This is a genomic window from Fodinibius saliphilus (genome assembly GCF_005869845.1).
Lineage (GTDB): Bacteria > Bacteroidota > Rhodothermia > Balneolales > Balneolaceae > Fodinibius > Fodinibius saliphilus.
The window spans coordinates 242695-261521 of record NZ_VAWF01000003.1; the positions used below are offsets into that span (position 1 = coordinate 242695).

The 18827-nt window shown below is 41.2% G+C and carries 10 protein-coding genes and 1 pseudogene; 5 read left to right on the plus strand and 6 right to left on the minus strand.

The window, feature by feature from the left end; genetic code table 11:
* Positions 1-45 precede the first annotated feature (45 nt).
* The 3 genes from FCN14_RS11690 (at position 46) to FCN14_RS11700 (ending at position 3398) form a co-directional block, all read left to right on the plus strand.
* Positions 46-2292 (plus strand): heavy metal translocating P-type ATPase, encoded by a 2247-nt coding sequence (locus tag FCN14_RS11690; RefSeq protein ID WP_138431463.1) that lies wholly within the window; start codon positions 46-48, stop codon positions 2290-2292.
* Positions 2293-2654: 362 nt separating this feature from the next.
* Positions 2655-3011, plus strand: a complete 357-nt coding sequence (locus FCN14_RS11695; RefSeq protein ID WP_138431464.1) for an Hpt domain-containing protein — start codon at positions 2655-2657, stop codon at positions 3009-3011.
* Positions 3012-3086: 75 nt separating this feature from the next.
* Positions 3087-3398, plus strand: coding sequence for a phage holin family protein (locus tag FCN14_RS11700; RefSeq protein WP_246043158.1), 312 nt, complete (start codon positions 3087-3089; stop codon positions 3396-3398).
* Here FCN14_RS11700 and FCN14_RS11705 read toward each other — a convergent pair whose 3' ends face one another.
* Complete coding sequence (locus tag FCN14_RS11705; protein ID WP_138431466.1) at positions 3399-4001, minus strand: class I SAM-dependent methyltransferase; 603 nt, start codon at positions 3999-4001, stop codon at positions 3399-3401.
* Positions 4002-4245: 244 nt separating this feature from the next.
* Here FCN14_RS11705 and FCN14_RS16100 point away from each other — a divergent pair.
* Positions 4246-6732: pseudogene (locus tag FCN14_RS16100) on the plus strand (zinc-dependent metalloprotease).
* A 177-nt stretch (positions 6733-6909) separates the two neighbouring features.
* Entirely contained in the window at positions 6910-10128 is a 3219-nt protein-coding gene (locus tag FCN14_RS11715) for a VPS10 domain-containing protein (protein ID WP_212747634.1), read from the plus strand.
* An 88-nt stretch (positions 10129-10216) separates the two neighbouring features.
* Here FCN14_RS11715 and FCN14_RS11720 read toward each other — a convergent pair whose 3' ends face one another.
* From FCN14_RS11720 to FCN14_RS11740, 5 genes are all read right to left on the minus strand, one after another.
* Positions 10217-10918: a DUF5020 family protein gene (locus FCN14_RS11720; RefSeq protein ID WP_138431467.1), complete on the minus strand. Its 702-nt coding sequence runs from the start codon at positions 10916-10918 to the stop codon at positions 10217-10219.
* 40 nt (positions 10919-10958) lie between these two features.
* Positions 10959-12917, minus strand: a complete 1959-nt coding sequence (locus tag FCN14_RS11725; protein WP_138431468.1) for a methyl-accepting chemotaxis protein — start codon at positions 12915-12917, stop codon at positions 10959-10961.
* Positions 12918-13427: 510 nt separating this feature from the next.
* Positions 13428-15419 carry a methyl-accepting chemotaxis protein gene (locus tag FCN14_RS11730; protein ID WP_138431469.1) on the minus strand — a complete coding sequence of 664 codons (1992 nt, stop codon included), beginning with the start codon at positions 15417-15419 and terminating at the stop codon, positions 13428-13430.
* A gap of 341 nt (positions 15420-15760) precedes the next feature.
* Positions 15761-17494 (minus strand): sodium:solute symporter family protein, encoded by a 1734-nt coding sequence (locus FCN14_RS11735; protein WP_138431470.1) that lies wholly within the window; start codon positions 17492-17494, stop codon positions 15761-15763.
* A 128-nt stretch (positions 17495-17622) separates the two neighbouring features.
* On the minus strand, positions 17623-18777 hold the full coding sequence (locus tag FCN14_RS11740) for an aminotransferase class V-fold PLP-dependent enzyme (RefSeq protein ID WP_138431471.1): 1155 nt from the start codon (positions 18775-18777) through the stop codon (positions 17623-17625).
* Positions 18778-18827 lie beyond the last annotated feature (50 nt).

An 18827-nucleotide genomic window follows, 5' to 3' on the forward strand; every position in this document is an offset into this window, starting at 1 on the left:
TTTGCTATCTTTATATCGATCAAAAACTAATAAAGATAGCTTGTCATGAAGAAATCATTGCAGATTGAAGGGATGCACTGCGCCGGATGTGCTAACAGTGTAGAGGATGCATTAGCAGAAGTATCCGGGGTTAAAAAGGTTTCAGTAAATCTGGCTACCGAGAAAGCGCTGGTTGAATTTGAAAATGGTTCAATAGATGAGAGTGCGCTTAAAAAGGCCGTGCAGAGTGCTGGTTATGATATTAAGGAAGACGATGATGTAGCCTCTATTGAAGATTCCGATAATGAAAAGCTGGAACGGGCCTATAACAAAATGAAATGGGCCTGGGGATTAACAATACCCATTATGCTGTGGATGCTCCCCGAAATGATTTGGGATACAACCGTGGGGGGAGAAGCGCTATACCATGCGATAATGGTTGCCCTCTCTGCAGGTGTTATCTTTTATCCCGGTTTGGAAACACTGAAAGGGGCATGGAAGTCGACCTTGAATGCCGCACCCAACATGGATGTACTGATTGCCATGGGGAGTTTATCTGCACTGGCTACCGGGTTAGTAGCATTACTTCATGCTTTCGGAATGGCACCGCCCTTTCACAGTTTTGCCGGTATTGCCGGTATGATTATGGCCTTTCACTTAACAGGAAGATATGTTGAAACCAAGGCAAAAGGACGAGCTTCAGAAGCTATTAAAAAGTTGATGACTCTGGAAGCCAAAGAAGCTCGTATCATCCGTAATGGTAAAGAGATGACGGTCTCGGTAAGAGATCTTAATGTAGATGATGTGATGATTGTACGTCCGGGGGAAAAGATTCCGACAGACGGCAATGTTATTGATGGTGAAAGCCGAGTGGATGAATCTATTGCTACCGGAGAATCGATGCCGGTAAAAAAGGTGAAAGGTGATGAAGTGATTGGAGGAACTATCAATCAAAATGGCACCATGAAGGTGCAGGCTACGAAAGTGGGCGAACAAACATTTTTGAGTCAGGTTATTCGGATGGTTGAAGAGGCACAAGGCTCCAAAGTACCCATACAGGAGTTTGCCGATAGAATTACAGCTATTTTTGTGCCGGTGATCTTGGTTCTGGCGGCAGTAACCTGGGCAGCCTGGATGATATTCCCCGATTTCTTCCATCAAATAGCGGTTTGGGGAGCTGGTTTTATACCATGGATAAATCCGGCTATGGGGGATGTAGCCTTGGCGTTTTATGCAGCCATTGCAGTACTGGTAATTGCTTGTCCGTGTGCGTTGGGATTGGCAACACCTACTGCTCTTATGGTTGGCACGGGCCTTGGTGCTGAAAACGGTATTCTTATTCGCCAAGGCAAGGCGGTGGAGATTCTGCGCGAGATAGATACTGTTATTCTTGATAAAACAGGTACTATTACAGAGGGTAAGCCTTCTGTAACCGATGTTGTTGCCTATATAGATGAAGATAAGCTTCTTAAATATGCAGCTTCAGCCGAAAATAGGTCTGAACATCCTATAGGAGAGGCTATTGTAACTTATGCGAAATCGGAAGGATATGAACTGCTTGGCTCTACCGCTTTTGAGGCCGTAACGGGAAAAGGTATCAGGACGAAGGTAAAAGGAGAGAAGGTTTTGATTGGTAATCAATCTTTTATGGAAGAAGCTAATATCAGTATTCCTACAGACTATTCCGAGCAAGTGGTTGCTCTAGAGAATGAAGCAAAGACAACGGTTCTTGTTGCGATTGAAGGAGAGTTTGCTGGAATCCTGTCAGTAGCTGATCCTATTAAAAATGATAGCCAGCAAGCGATCTCCACGTTTAAAGATATGGGCTTAGAACCAATAATAATTACAGGTGACAATAAGAGAACGGCCAAAGCAGTAGCGCAAAAGGTAGGCATCGAAAAAGTTATTGCCGGTGTGTTACCGGACCAGAAGTCAGATGAAGTAAAAAAACTTCAGCAGCAAGGCCGAAAGGTGGCCATGATAGGAGATGGAATTAATGATGCTCCGGCTCTTACCCAGGCTGATATTGGTATCGCTATTGGCACGGGTACGGATGTGGCAATAGAATCGGGCGATATCGTTTTGGTTCAAGGTGATCTCTCGTCAGTTATACAAGCGATGAAGTTGAGTCAGGCAACTTTCCGAAAAATAAAGCAAAATCTGTTTTGGGCGTTCTTCTATAATGTAGTAATGATTCCTCTTGCATTACTTGGAATGATGCATCCATTGCTGGCAGAAGCGGCCATGGCATTTAGCTCTATCAACGTGGTCTTTAATTCACGTCGTTTACAAAAGGTTGATCTTTCTGCATAGAAGCTGTGGAAAACTATGTGTAAAATTAGAATTTTTTAATAAATTAAGAATAATTTGTAACAAAAAGCCTTTTGCTCACTCTTGAATGTATATGCCCAGTAAAAAGGGTATATCCCTCAATGTGGATAACTTGAAATTGCGAATTTCATTGGTTATTAACCGAGGGGTTCTATAAAGACGGCTAAAAATAATTTAAACTGTGGGGAAGGTTTAATGAAAGATTGGAAGGCATTAATTTTTAAAATAACGGTATTAGTACTTATTAGTATTGTTATGCTAACTGGCTGAGTCTAATATTTCCCGGGATGGGATATTTGAGGCCAAAGTCACGATACTAATAACGCAACTAATCGGAAAATATCTTGAGTGAAAATCAGGTTACGGACTTGTCATATCTGCGTGAGATGGCAATGGGAGATGAAGAGATTGTTAAAGATACGGCTAAAGCTTTTCTGGAAAATATACCCGCTTTAATTTGTCAAATGAATGAGTGCTATGCGAATGAAACATGGCAAGAACTAAGAAAGTTAGCGCACCAAATAAAATCCAATATGAGTTACATGGGAATGGATGAGGGGCGATCGATTGTGCTTGATATCGAAAACCAGATTAAAAACAATAACATTTCTAAAAAGCTGGGTGCACAGCTCTCGGAATTTGAGCAGATCTGTAATCATGCTTGTAATGAACTAACTTCGAAGCTGAAAGAACTCAATTAAGAATAAGTAAGTAACAATTTTTATAGGGTTACGTACACCTGCAAAATTTAATAAATACAGGTGTATATTATGATAATGTCATTATTGCTAAATGCTCTTGGGATATTTTTGATAGCCTACTTTTTGAAAGGAGTTAAAATTGAGAGTTTTCTAACAGCTCTTGGTGTGGCTATTGTATTAGGATTGGTAAATACTTTTGTTAAGCCCATACTGGTATTTTTAACCTTCCCCATAACAATGCTAACTTTCGGATTGTTTCTCTTGGTAATAAATGCACTTATGCTGATGCTGGTAGATGCCCTTATAGAAGGAATGGAAATAAAAGGCTTTGGATGGGCTTTACTATTTAGCTTCTTGCTCTCGATTTTAAATTTAGGCTTTTTCTAATTAAGCCACATTCACACTGTCGGATGTAACGGTGCCGCCACTGTTTACTTCCAAGGTATACACTTTGGCAGGGGGGAGATTTAATAAAACGATCTTTTCGTTTTGCCCATACTTTTCAACTACTTTTTCTTCAAAGTCGCTTTTGAAATCACGAAATTTCACATATTTAAAATAGCTGATATATGCTTCCGGATTACATAGGTTGAGTTTTTTTTCCCATATTTCACGGGATACCTTTTCCGGCATATTCTCATATGGCAAGCTGGAAAAAATAAAGTCGTACTGATAGTTGGGGTCGAAGTGCAGGATGTCGGAATGGTGGGCCTGAACGTTTTGCTGGCGATATTTTGTTTTTACGATTTGAAAAAACTTTTTGTGTATCTCAACAATATCCAACTGATCTTTAGGGCGTAAATGCTTGATGATTTGCTTGGTTAGCGGGCCCGTACCCGCACCGATTTCTAAGATACGAAGTGGTGAGCAGTCGTTACCGGCAAGTTTTTTTTTGAGTTGTGAAACCAGATCTTTAGCAAGAAATTTTGAACTGGGAGCAATAGCTCCTACTTGTTTGAGATCTTTAAAAAAGTAAAGCAGATGTTCCAATCAACCTCTATTTTTATCATTATTAATTCCTAAAGGTAACAAAGCTAGCGGTTTATGGCTAGCATTGTTATCAATATTTTAATTTTCTTACTTCCATTCGGAAATCTGGATTCGTATTTCGAAATCCCGATTAGTTCATAAAATATTTTTACATATGCAAGGGTAATTAATTTTGAATCATTCATATGTAAATGTATGCTTCTAACTTTTAACAAAAAATAAAATTTAACTTAAATAATCCATTATGAGTTCTAAGATAGTAAAGAGGATTGGTGTTTTGATGTTGGGGCTGGTATTTCTGGCATCTTGTGCTACCTCTGAGCAAGTGAAAAGTTCTTCGAAAAGTGATAAGGGCACTAATGGGGCTAAATCCCCCAACGGGCTTAAGCCTTACAGTGAGGTAATAACTGATAAAGCCAAAACAGATGAAGGGCTTTTTGATATTCATAAGATTGAGACTGATTATTTTTATGAAATTCCTGATTCATTGCTTAGTCGCGAGATGTTATTGGTTTCGCGTATTGCTGAAACACAAAATGAGATTGGCTACGGAGGTGAAAAACTGAATACCCAAGTTGTACGTTGGCAAAAGAAGGATGATAAAGTGTTACTGCGTCATGTTACGTATGAAAATGTAGCGAATGATTCTTTACCGGTTTATGAAGCAGTGAAAAACTCTAACTTTTAGCCTATCATCGCTTCATTTGATGTTAAATCATTAGGGGAAGATTCTTCTGGGGTTGTAATTGAAGTAACGGATCTTTATACCACTGATGTGCCTTCTTTGGGATTACAAAGTAGCCGTCGCGAGCGATACCGGGTACGCCGATTGGATAGGGATCGTTCATTTATTGAACATATCCACAGTTATCCGCAAAATATTGAGGCCCGAAATTGGATAACCTACGAGGCCTCCAAACCGCCATCAAGTTCATCAACGGGAACAATATCTCTTGAAGTTAACCACAGCATGGTGTTGTTGCCTAAAGATAAAATGGATACCCGCTCCTATGATAAAAGAGTAGGGTATTTTAGCGTACAACAGACAGATTATGGTACCAATGCACACAAGGCTAAAAATAAACAATATGTTACGCGCTATAAATTGGTACCCAAAGATAAAGAGGCCTATTTAAACGGTGAGCTGGTAGAGCCAGTAAACCCTGTCGTATATTATATTGATCCTGCAACACCCGAAAAATGGCGATCATACCTTAAAGAAGGAGTTGAAATGTGGCAGGAAGCTTTTGAAGCAGCAGGATTTAAAAATGCTATTATTGCTAAAGATCCGCCCTCAGAGGAGGAAAATCCTGAATGGAATCCGGAAGATGTGCGGTATTCGGTGATCCGTTATTTCGCTTCAGATATTAGAAATGCTTACGGTCCTCATGTTCATGATCCGAGAACGGGACAGATTTTAGAGAGTGATATCGGTTGGTACCATAATGTGATGAGCCTGCTTAGAAACTGGTATTTTGTGCAAACAGCCGCAGTAAATCCTGATGCCCGTACGGTCCATTTCAAAGATGAAGTGATGGGTAAACTCGTTCGTTTCGTTTCGGCACACGAAGTAGGTCACACGCTGGGTCTACCACACAACTGGGGATCAAGTTATGCATTCCCTGTCGATTCTTTACGCTCTCCATCTTTTACCTCTACCCATGGTACCGCGCCTTCCATCATGGACTATGCTCGTTTTAATTACATAGCACAGCCCGGCGATGGAGTAGAAAGCTTTGGCCCGGATATTGGACAGTATGATGAGTGGTCTATCAAATGGGGCTATTCTTGGTTCCCAGAAGGGATGAGCAAAGAGGAGAAAGAAGCCAAGCTTAATGAATGGACTCGCGAGCGAGCTGACGATCCGGTCTATTTTTATGGACGACAATCGGGCAGTAAAATTGATCCCCGTTCGCAAAATGAAGACCTCGGTAATGATGCGATGAAAGCAAGTGAGCTGGGTATTGCTAATCTAAAGCGTATTACTGCGAACTTGGTAGAATGGACTAAACAAGAGGGTGAGAATTTTGCCGAACTCGAAGAGCTTTATGGAAGTATTCTCAACCAATGGGGACGATATATGGGCCACGTGACCAAAAATATTGGTGGGGTCTATGAAAATAATAAGACCTATAGCCAAGAGGGTGCGGTCTATGAGTTTGTTCCTGAAGAGAAGCAGCAACGTGCTATGGATTTCCTTATTGATTACGGATTCCATACTCCTGGTTGGGTCCTGGATAGTGATATACTGGATCGCATTAACCAATCAACCGTTGTTGATAATATGCGAGATGCACAGGTGGGTGTCCTTAATGAGGTCACTGATCCACAGCGTATTGCCCGTCTTATAGAGTTTGATGCACGTTCTGCTGATGATACCTATAATGCTTTTGAGATGATGGATGATCTGAGGAATGGTATCTGGAGTGAGCTAAATGATCATGATGTGATCGATGTTTATCGTCGTAATCTGCAACGAGCTTATATCGAACGTATGGAGCACTTAATGACAGAAGAGTTGCCAAGTATTCCTGAGGCTTTTAAGGAGTTCATAGGCTGGACTGATGTTAATGTAAGTCAGTCGGATATTCGCCCTGTTGTTCGTAACCAGCTTGAGCTGCTTCTTGATGATGTTCAAGGTACAAAGAGGAGAGTTCGTGATCGTGCTACAAGGGTGCATCTGAATGATGTGGAAGTACGTATTGAAAATATTCTTAACCCTGATGATTAAAATAAATTTGCTTAAAACAGCGAAATACATTTTCTAATAGTATAAAGCCCCGGCAATAGTCGGGGCTTTTTTGTAAGAACAACATTTTTTTACATCCTGCTCTTGCAAATCGGTTTTGCATTCAATAGCATAAGGAATTGGGAAACAGTAATTATTTAAAAATGAAATTGAGGTTATATGAAAGCTTCTTTTGTACAAAAGGGAATAGGTAGGATCACGTTGATAGCGTTTGTGACGTTTTTTCTTACTGCCGTAGCCGGTGCTCAAAATCTTGATATGGAAAAATTTAAAGATATGGAGCCACGGAATATCGGTCCGGCAGGTATGAGTGGGCGAATTACAGCAATCGATGTGGTAACTGAAAATCCTGATATTATATACAGTGGTGCTGCTTCAGGTGGATTGTGGAAATCTGAAAGTGGGGGAGTCGATTGGGAACCTGTTTTTGATGACCAAGAGGTACACTCTATTGGCGCTATTGATATCTACCAAAAGAATCCCAGTATTGTTTGGGTGGGTACTGGAGAAGGGAACCCCCGAAACAGTGCAACGATGGGAGGTGGCGTCTATAGAAGCATTGACGGTGGCCGAAGTTGGGAGTTTATGGGTTTAAAAGAAACGCGTACCATCCACCGTATTATTGTACATCCCGAAAACCCGGATATTGTTTATGTAGGAGCACAGGGTAATCCTTGGGGCGATACTGAAGCCCGCGGCGTCTATAAAACCACAGATGGTGGAGAGACTTGGGACAAGATACTTTACAATAACGATAGAACAGGTGTTGCTGATCTGGTTATGGATCCGTCGAATCCCAATAAGTTATTTGCTGCAATGTGGGAATACCGTCGTTGGCCTTGGTTTTTTGAGTCGGGTGGAGAAGGATCCGGCCTATATCGATCTGTAGATGGAGGTGAGAATTGGACTGAGGTTACTGATGAGGATGGATTACCAAAAGGTCCGCTGGGACGTATTGGTCTGGCCATAGCACAGAGTAATCCCGATCGCGTTTATGCATGGGTGGAATCAAATAATAATGCATTGTATCGCAGTAATGATGGAGGCTACAACTGGGAGAAAACGGTAGAGATGTCGGAAGATCCTGATATGGGGAACCGACCTTTTTATTATGCTGATATCTATGTAGATCCCCATAATGAAAACCGAGTGTACAGCTTATACAGCTTTTTGTCGGTTAGTCAAGATGGCGGAAAATCTTTCGATAGTATATATCCCTATTACAACTATATTCATCCCGATCATCACGCATTCTATATTCATCCCGAAGATCCGTCATTTATTATTGATGGTAATGATGGAGGAATGAATATTTCTCATGACCGTGGTAAAAGTTGGCGTTTTGTACAGAATATCCCCGTTGCTCAGTATTATCATATTAATGTGGATATGCAGTATCCTTATAACGTGTATGGTGGTATGCAGGATAATGGTTCTTGGCAGGGACCGGCATATATTTGGCGACAGGGTGGAATCCGAAATTCTTATTTCCAAGAAATTTATTTTGGAGACGGATTTGATGTAGTTATTGACTCAAGTAATGCTCGTTATGCATACGCAATGTCGCAGCAAGGTAATGTGGGGCGTGTTGATCTTGAGACCGGTCATTCGCGTTTTTCTAAGCCGGTAAATCCTGAAGGAGAAGAGCTTCGGTTCAACTGGGATGCAGCTATTTCGCTGGATCCTTTTGACGATGAAACCGTTTATTTTGGTAGCCAATTTGTACATAAGAGTACAAATAAAGCTGACAGTTGGTCGATCATTTCACCGGATTTAACTACGAATGATACGACGAAACAGAAACAGCACAAGAGCGGTGGATTAACGTATGATGCTACGGGAGCTGAGAATTATACGACCATTACTGCTATTGCACCTAGCCGGTTACAGGATGAAGTTATTTGGGCCGGTACTGATGACGGGAATGTACATGTGAGCAAAAACGATGGGGAAAGCTGGACAAAGGTGTCAGATAATTTTGATGAGGTTGCTGAAGGCAGTTGGGTTACACAGATCAAGACCTCACACTATAATGAAGGAGAAGCGGTAGTGGTACTAAATGACTATCGACGTAATAATTGGGCACCTTATATTATGCGGACCACGGATTATGGCGAAAGTTGGGAGAATATTGTAGAAGGGAAGGGGCTTGATGGTTATGCTCTTTCTTTTGTTCAAGATCCTGAGGAAGCTGATTTAATGTTTGCCGGTACTGAGTTCGGTCTTTATGTAAGTATCGATGGCGGTGACCGTTGGACCGAATGGACTAATGGATATCCTGCGGCTTCAACCTATGATATGGTTATTCATCCGCGGGAGCATGATCTGGTAATCGGAACTTTTGGTCGGGCCGCATGGGTATTGGATGATATACGCCCGTTACGTGAGTTGGCTCGTAAAGGGACAGAAGAGTTGGAGAAAAAAGTAAATGTGTATCCTGCCCCGGATGCTTATTTAGCATCAACTTTCCAGGCTTCCGGTACACGTTTTGCCGGTGATGCTATTTACAAAGGTGAAAATCGCCAAATGGGAGCCAGACTGACGTACTCTGTTTCCAAAGATAAAGGCACTGAGGATGCTGAAGCTGGCAAGAAAGAAAAAGAGCAGAAAGTAACCATTGAAATTTATGACAATGAGGGTAAAAAAATACGAACATTAGAAGATACTCCCGAACACAATGGCATAAATAGAATGACGTGGCAGTTAAGAGAAAAAGGGGTTCGCGGTCCCAGTCGTGACTTACCTAGAGAAGATGCACCGGAGCCTGCCGGTCCGGAAGTACTGCCGGGTTCATATAAAGTGAAGATGACATATGGGGATCAATCTGATTCTACTATGGTGCAGGTCCATTTCGATCCTCGTATTGAATATAATATGAGTGATCTCAGGGCTGTTCAGGATATGCAGCACGAATTGATGTCATTGCAGGGCACTGCTGCTGAAGCTACAAACCAGCTTCACAAAGCAAATGATATGATTGAGACTGCAGAAAAACTTATTGCTGAAGCCAAAAAAGCAGAAAGTATGAGTGAGGATAGGCTGGATTCACTTACGACTCAAACAAATGCGGTTAAAGACTCTGTAAAAGCATTATTGACCTTTGTTTTGGGTGAAGAAAATGATGATAAGCAGGGTATTATTCGAAATCCTGAACCAACGGTACAGCGTGACCTATGGGCGCCGAGTGGTTATCTGAGGGGGGCTATTAGTGGGCCTACTCAGAAAGAGAAGCGTCTGATGAAAAAGGCACGTAGTTCTGTAAAAGAAGCCGTTAAGAAGATTAATACCTTTTTTGAAAAGGAATGGCCTGCGTATATAGAAACAATGGACAACGCAGAGTTGAGTCCATTTAAGGAGTTTGAATCGATAGATTATTAACTGTTTCGTATATACCTATAAAGGAAAAAGGGCAACAGATGTTATGACTGTTGCCCTTTTTATATGCTTAGAAAGAGTAGGTATAACACTAGAATGTCCAACGCATAGCGAGAGTAGGATTCACCATTACTCCTTTATGTCCGCCGAAATTGGAGCTGACTTCAACTTCAGTACCGGCAGATAAGTGATCATTGAAATTGTACCATAGTTGTGGTTCTGTTAAGAATACATATTCGGCATTAGTGGGAGCACCTGATTCATCAAATACAACATTTTCTTCTTTCCAAAAATCTGAGAAACCGGTGAAAGAGACTTTGCCGTTTAAAAAGTGCAGTCCCCAAACAGCAGTTAACTGAAAAGAGTTATTCTGTTCCTTATTTTCGATATATTTATACATAGCATGCAACGTTAATGTTTTAGAGAAGTCACTGTTGCTAAAGGTATAGCCGCCCCCGAATAAATAAGCGCTGTTTATGGGTGCGGAAAAATTACTGGTTCGGAACATACCACTGTTATATTCGGCATGAATAGTAAAGGGATTATCCCAGAATTTTAAGTCTCTGGCTATTTCTAGGTACGAAAGAGATACTCCGTCTACATTTGCTACTTTCCCTCCGTAGTTAAAGTCTACAAAGAAGAAGGTGCTGCCATAATCATCTGTCTTAAACATCTCTATAGTGGTAGTTAGCATCTGGCGATCATTTCCAAAGTCGTAATGCGTTTGGATATTTTGAGCACTGACTGAAGTATAGGCTACAGTTATCAGAACAATGAATAAGAACTTTTTCATAAAATTATATTTGTGTATTAAATTAGTTAGTCAACTATTGTTAGAAGTCACTGAAATCTCCATCATCAAAGGGAATAAGCTCTTCAACGGAAGAACCATTATCAGATGATTGTTGCTTGGTATGGCCGTTAGAAGATCCATTTTGGTGGCCATTACTGTTATTCCCACTGTTGTTACCCAATCCATTATAGTTTTTAAGGGGAGGTGATGGTTCGTTGTCATCACCGGCCAAACTCTTAAGTTCACGGACAATATCGTTTAGTTCATTAGCTTGAGAAGAGAGCTCTTCGGCTGAGCTGGCTGATTCTTCAGAAGCTGAAGCATTCTTTTGTACTACATTGTCCATTTCGGCCATGGTAGAATTCATCTGTTGGATGCCAACGGCTTGTTCTTTTGAAGCTGCAGAAATTTCAACAACCAGTGTGCTAACATTGGAAACACTGTCTTCAATTTTTTCAAGGTTTTCAGAAACTTCTTCAGCTACGTCCGTACCTCGTTCCGTACTTTCTTGGGATTTTTGAATAAGTTCTGATGTGTTCTTTGCTGCTTCAGCACTTCGTTGAGCCAGATTACGTACCTCTTCTGCCACTACAGCAAAACCTTTACCGGCCTCACCCGCTCGTGCTGCTTCAACGGCTGCATTAAGGGCCAACAGATTAGTTTGAAAGGCGATATCATCAATTGTTTTAATAATCTTGGAAGTCTCCAGGGCCGATTCTTTAATCTCTTCCATTGCTCCAGACATGCGGTCCATGGCGTCAACCCCTTCTTTCACTAAGGGTTTTGCTCGTTTCATGGCTGTTTCTGCCTCACTGGAATTTTCATCAGTTTGATTAATTTGAGCAGACATTTCTTCTAGGGAAGATGTAGTTTCTTGGAGGCTCGCAGCCTGTTCATTGGCACTTTCGGCCAGTTCCTGACTGGAGCTTGAAAGCTGGTCAGAAGAAGTATTAACCTGTTCAGCCCCACTTTTGAGGCGGTCAATAATATGTTGCAAGGCGGTAGTAGTAGAATAGCTGGTCCAATAACCCAATAATAGCGTGACGAGAGCAGCAATTGCCACACCAATACCCAAAACCCAAGTATACTTTGTTACCGTGGCTGTAGTAAGTTTGCCTTGTTTGTTGGTATTATCTCGTGCAGCTTTATTCAGATCTGCAGAGTTCCAATAAATACCATTATTAGTTTCGAAAGCTTCATTTCGTTTGGCTACTACATTTTCTTTACTATTAATAAAATCATTCGTTGCAGCAATATTCTCATCAAGAGTGTTGAGGGCGTTATCTACTGATCCAGTAGTATTAGACGATAGTGTTGCTAATGATTCGCGTGCTTCATTTAGCATTGAAGTAACTTGTGAAAGGGTTTCAATATTTCGAGAATTTAAGGCATTCCAAAGGTTGCGGCGGCTCTCGATAAGTTGTGCTTTCACTTCACTTGCTACAAGGGCTTGTTCTGCCGGCAGGGTATCAACGGCTTCTTGTAGTGCTTCAACTGCTTCTCGGTAGGTTTCAACCGATTGCTCTTTTTGTTTTTCGGCCTCGATAGTTGCTTCATGATAGTTCCCGATAGCTTTCCGGTAAGCAGTCGCTGATGTTCGAAGTTCTCCAATTTTTTTGCCTAAAACAGGAAGGTCCTGTTCTTCACTAAGGTCATCTGCAGCGGTAATAACGCTATCAATTTTTCCGAAATATTTGGTCATGTGGTCATACAGTTGTTTATCGTACTGTATTTGGTATCGGAGCTGTGTAAACCCAATCTCACTTACACTTTCTTTTAATTCTGTTGAAAGTTTCCATTCCGGTTGATAGGCTTGCTCAAGCCGTTCTGAATATCCGTTAATGGTGCTAAGTGCATAGATCCCAATAAGACCTAATAATATTGTTACAACTGTACCGACGACTCCTAATCTAAAAATACGTTTACCTATAGTTCGGTTGTCGTTGCTGTCACTTATATTTGAACTAATATTTCCAAAAAACTCTTCTATAAAACTCATATTTATATACCCTTCGGCAATTATATTATTAAGTATTGATTACTGGATTTCGATTTATTCTCCTCATTAGTATTAGTGAAGCATAGAGTTTTGGAATTGTTCAAGATCTAACCTTCAAAATATCCTTCCCAATCCTACTTCTTTGTAGTGATAACGAAGAGAGCCTGGTAAACCGAAACTTTCTACCTTTTATTTGTTCGGTTGATATATTGTCACGTTTTAACTTCTACTGAAATAGGTCAATATATGTACCCTAAAATGACCGTATTCACAGCTACACTATTATTGGCCCCAGTATTTTAAAATGGGCCTTTTTCGCTGATATAGTTATCGGGTAAAATTAGAATTACTTAAATCTTAACAAGAGATTGGAAGCAGTGCAGTTTATTAAGGGCAGAGATCAAAGAAATTGGGTATTGCGGTTTTTTTAATGCCCCGGGTTGGTAGTAAATAACTACTTTTAACATACCCGGGCATTGTCTATGGATATTAACTCACGAAATAGAGTTGCTAGAAACTGCTGAAATCCTCATCATTGTCAAATGGAATTAGTTCATTACCTAAAGAACGATCGTTATTAGGACTGGACTGGTTAGAGTGGTCGTTATTGTTGTGTCCATTTGTAAATTCTTTTGGAGAATGCTGATCAAGATAACGATTCTTCGCTTGTTTACTACTGCTATAATCATTGTCAGATTGTTGGGTATCGCCTCCAGCTAATTGTTTGAGCTCGTTAACAATATCATTTAACTCATTAGCTTGAGAAGAGAGTTCTTCTGCCGAGCTGGCTGACTCTTCAGAAGCCGAAGCATTCTTTTGTACAACTCCATCCATTTCAGCCATTGTAGAGTTCATTTGTTGAATACCAACAGCTTGTTCTTTTGAGGCTGCCGATATTTCTTCAACCAGTATACTTACATTACCAGCACTGTCTTTAATTTTTGCCAAGTTCTCTGAGACTTCATCAGCCATTTCGGTCCCCCGCTCGGTACACTCCTGTGACTGCTGAATGAGTTGGGCGGTATCTTTAGCTGCTTCAGCACTTCGCTGTGCCAGATTTCGGACTTCTTCTGCTACTACAGCAAAACCTTTACCGGCTTCTCCTGCTCGTGCTGCTTCAACGGCTGCATTAAGGGCCAACAGATTAGTCTGAAAGGCGATATCATCAATTGTTTTAATGATTTTGGAAGTCTCCAGCGCCGATTCCTTAATTTCTTCCATGGCTCCCGACATCCGGTCCATGGCCTCAACACCTTGGGCAACCAGGGGTTGAGCATGTTGCATCGCTTGTTCAGCTTCGGTAGAGTTTTCATCGGTCTGATTAATTTGTGCTGCCATCTCTTCAAGTGATGAAGTAGTTTCCTGGAGACTAGCCGCTTGCTGATTTGAGCTTTCCGCTAAATCTTGGCTGGCACTTGAGAGTTGATGAGATGAAGATTTGACCTGTTCAGCACCACCCCTGAGACGATCAATGATATTTTTAAGTGCTGCTGTTGTAGAACGACTGGTCCAAGAGCTTAATGCCAAGGTCCCCAACACTGCTAATGCTACACCTATTCCTAAAATCCAGATGAAGTTTGATACAGAAGTATTTGTAATATTCCCTTGTTCATTCGCATTTTCACGGGCAATTTTATTCATATCTACGGCCTCCCAGTAAATTCCCTGGTTGCCGTCAAAAGCATCCTTACCTCTTTTTACAAGCTCTTCCCGTGATGCGATATAACTTTTTGTCGCAGCAATATTATTTTTCACACTTGTGATGACACTTCCTAAAGAGTTTTGGGCTGCATTAGATAAGGAGGGGGCTTCATTTATGTTTTCCAGTGATTGGTGGGTTTCTGCCAGGCGAGGGATTACATTTTTAAGTTCTTCTATATTGTCACTGTTAACAGCCGACCAGAACATTTTTCGGTTATTCGTGAATTCACTTAGAAGTTTAGCTGCTACAATAGTTTTTTCGCCTTCAAGCGTATTTATTGCTTCTTGCCAATTTTGGTAAGCTTTTTGGAAGCTACTCTTAGTTCGTTTGCGATCAGCAATGGCTTGTTCGGTGGTTTCGTGGAACGCTACAATTGCTTCTTTATAAGTATTAGCAGCAGATTTCAGAGTGCTAATTCTGTTACTCAAATTAGGTAGGTCTTGCCGTTGGGCCAGGTCATCAGATTCGTTAATAACACTATCAATCTTACCAAAATATTTCATCATATAATCATAGAGTCCGTTGTCATATTTTATTTGATAACGGAGATGAGTAAACCCAATTTCAGCAACATTTTCTTTTAATTGTGTTGATAGTCGCCATTCGGGATGATGCGCCTGCTCCAACTTCTCGGAATAGCCGTTAATGGTAGTCAATGAATAAATAGCGAATAAACCTAGAACAAGTGTTATGATCGTTCCAACTACACCTAGAAAAAAGATGCGTTTCCCGATGGTTTTTTTATCATCGTTAGATGTCCCTATTCGGAGATCCCCTAATAATTTCTTTATGAAATCCATATACCTTACCTAATATCTTTATTATAGTTTTTAAGAAGCATATAAATAATATGTGTTGAATTACGTTTTCAGGTAGGATAGTGACAGTTTTAGCTGTCTATTTTATATCTCTTTACAGTGATATCGTTATCATATCATGTAAAAGAAATGATTGACTCAAATTGTCCCGCGAAGTCAATATGTAATAATTACCTAACCTAAATACTTATATGGAGCATCCCAATCCCTGTAATTCATGCAGGGCTGCAAACCTTAGGTATGGTTATCGGTAACAATTATTTTTTCTTAAATACCCTTTTTAAAAGGAGAGAGGGCTTGATTATTTGTCGTTTGAAGGGACGCTATTTCTTAAACCTTTTCCAGAATACACTTATGCTTATTCCTACCAAAACAACAACGGTGGTACCCAATGGGTTAAGCCATAGATATTCGATAGCTTTGCTATGCCCTTCGGGTACTTCAGTCCATGGCATAACAAGTGACCAAGCGTCGGTATTAGGTTGTTGATATATTCGGTCAAAAAGAAATACAGTAGCCATTCCTGAAATAAGACCGGATAGTGCACCCACACCATTTGCTCGTTTTACCCACAGGAGCAATACAAAAACGCCCAGTATAGAGCCATAGAAGTAGCTCCCAATTTTATTTACAAGTTCTATAATTGATCTTGTTTCCCCCAATGCAAGAGCTGCCAGAGTGGCTAAGATGCCCCAAAATACGGTAGTGAATCGCGAGAATTTAAGATACCATGTTTCCCCTCGGTCGTGTGGGTCAAGACGTTTAAGCCAATCTACAATAGAAATAGTTGCCAGAGCATTGAGCTCACTGTCGATACTGGAAAGGGCAGCTGCAAAAATTCCGGCAACAATAAGACCAATGATCCCAATGGGAATTTCATTTAGAATAAAGTAAGGGAGTATATAATTGGTATCGTTAAGTGAGGACTGGGTGATTTTTTCTTGCCTTTCGAGCTCAGCCTCACGGACCTGCTGTAGTTTCTTGTCGGCCTGTCGAAACTGGTCAGCATTTTTTGGTGTCTTACGTTGTAATAGGTCTTGAGCCGTTTGTTGTCGTTTCTTATGGAGTGCTTCGTAGTTGCGCTGCAGTTGTTTACCCTGCTGTTCAACCTGGGGACGATCGGCTACGGGTTCAACACTGCGAAAAGTGATGGGGGCTGCACCAAATATATAAAAGACATATAACATGACGCCCAGCAGCAAGATGAAAAACTGCATTGGGATTTTAGCATAGGCGGTGAGGAGTAACGATTTTCGAGCATCTTTTAGGGATTTGGCTGTGAGGTACCGCTGTACCTGACTTTGATCGGTGCCAAAGTAGGAGAGCATTAAGAAGAGTGCGGCAATTACGCCTGTCCAGATGTTATACTTTTCGGTGATGTCAAAGCTAAGGTCGAGGGCATCAAGTTTACCAAGCGTTCCGGCCAAATAGAGCGAGTCGGAAAAGCTTATATTGTCGGGCAGCTCAGTTTGTATCCAAAAAAAACAGAAGCCAAGCCCAAATAACATCACTGCCATTTGCTTTACGTCGGTGCGAATAACACCACTAATGCCGCCTACCATAGTGTATAGGGTGGCTGTAATGCCGATAATGAGGATGGTTGTAGAGAGAGGAATGCCAAGCAGCAGCGCCAGCACATAAGAGGGGGCTGCAATGATAATTCCCAGTCCTAGTCCGCGCGATAGTAGAAATAGTAAACTGGTGAACAACCGTGTAGCAAGACCAAATCGTTCTTCCAGTACTTCGTAGGCACTAAAGTTTTGTAGTTTGTTAAAGAAGGGTACAAGGGTGGTGCAAAGAATGATCATGGCAAACGGAACGGCCAGGTATATCTGTACAAATCGCATATCTTCGACATATGCCTGACCGGTAGTGCCGATAAAAGTGATGGCAGAAGCCTGGGTAGCCATTACGGAGAGCCCCATAGCCCACCAGGGCATAGATCGGTTGGCTAAAAAGAATCCTTCTATATTTTCACTCTTTTTGCCGTGCCGGGTACCGTCCCAGATGGTGTATCCCAGGAAAATAATGAGGACAAGCCAGTCTATCCAGTGCATACTGTTAAATGGGATAGTTGAAAAAGTAAGTGAATAAGCCTAGCAGTACTATGTATCCCAGGCCAAAGGCTAATACGAGCCAATAATTTTGATTTGATTCATTCTTCATGTTTGTACTTCGTTTTTTTTTAGTTGGTGGCTACCGATTTTAAGGTGTCTTCTAAGGCAACAATATCTTTTTCATCATTATAAACATTGGGTGCAATGCGAACGGCAGAGCCACGAACCGAGACATGGATATTTCTTTCATTCAGTTTGGCCTGTAATTCATTTATTGCAATATTTTTTGGGAGACGAATGCCAAACATATGGTGTCCGCGCCAGTCTGCATTTTCTATCTGGTAACCGTATTCAGGAAGTTGCTGAACGAGATCCGAAGTTAACGCCTTGCAGTATTGTTGGATCGTTTCAGGTGTCCACTCAATAACCTGTTTTAACGCTTCTATCATCATAGGAACAAGAATAAAGTTGCTTCGTTCTCCCATATCAAAGCGTTGGGCACCAGGTTGGTATTCTTCTTCATAGTCAACAAGACCACTGAAATCTTCACTGTTTTTTCGGGTGATCCATCCTTCCTCGAGAGGCACTCCACTTTGTAGTTTAGGACCAAAATATCCCAGAGTGATGGCATAAGGCCCCATAAGCCACTTGTAGCCTGCACAAATTAAGGCATCGGGCTGAACTTCTTGTACATTGAAAGGAAGAGCACCAACAGATTGCGTACCGTCAATGATAAAATAGGCATCATTTTGTCGGACAAGCTCCCCTACTTGTTGCAGGTCAAAGAGGGTGCCGTCAGCCCAGTGTATATTTCCTAAAGCAACAACGAGCGTGTTTTCATCGATAGTATCAGCGATGCGTTGATTCCATACTTTTCCACGTTGGTTAAAATCACCGGGAGGGTTGATGACTTTTAAATTACAGTTGTGCTGCTTACAGAAGCGCTTCCACACATACACATTGCTGGGAAACTGTTCACCGGCTATTATAATATCTTTCCCTTTTGCAGGATCGATGTTTTTTGCTGCCGTGGCCAATCCGTATGAGACGGCAGGCATTATAGCGATATCATCAGTATGGGCATTAATAAGGTCGGCAAATAAAGAGCGCAGAGTATTGCTGTTATTAAAGAAGTGTTGCGGGGTAACCTCCCAGGGATATCGTTTCGACAGAATGCCGTTAATACCGGCTTGTTCTACACTCTTCAAAAGGGGAGAGAGGTAGGAACAGTTGATATAGTGATGATTTTCGGGCAGTTCAAAAAGGTGTGATTGACATTCCATTTTCTGCACTATTTTGAAATAGTTATCATTATAAAACCACTTTTTCTAAA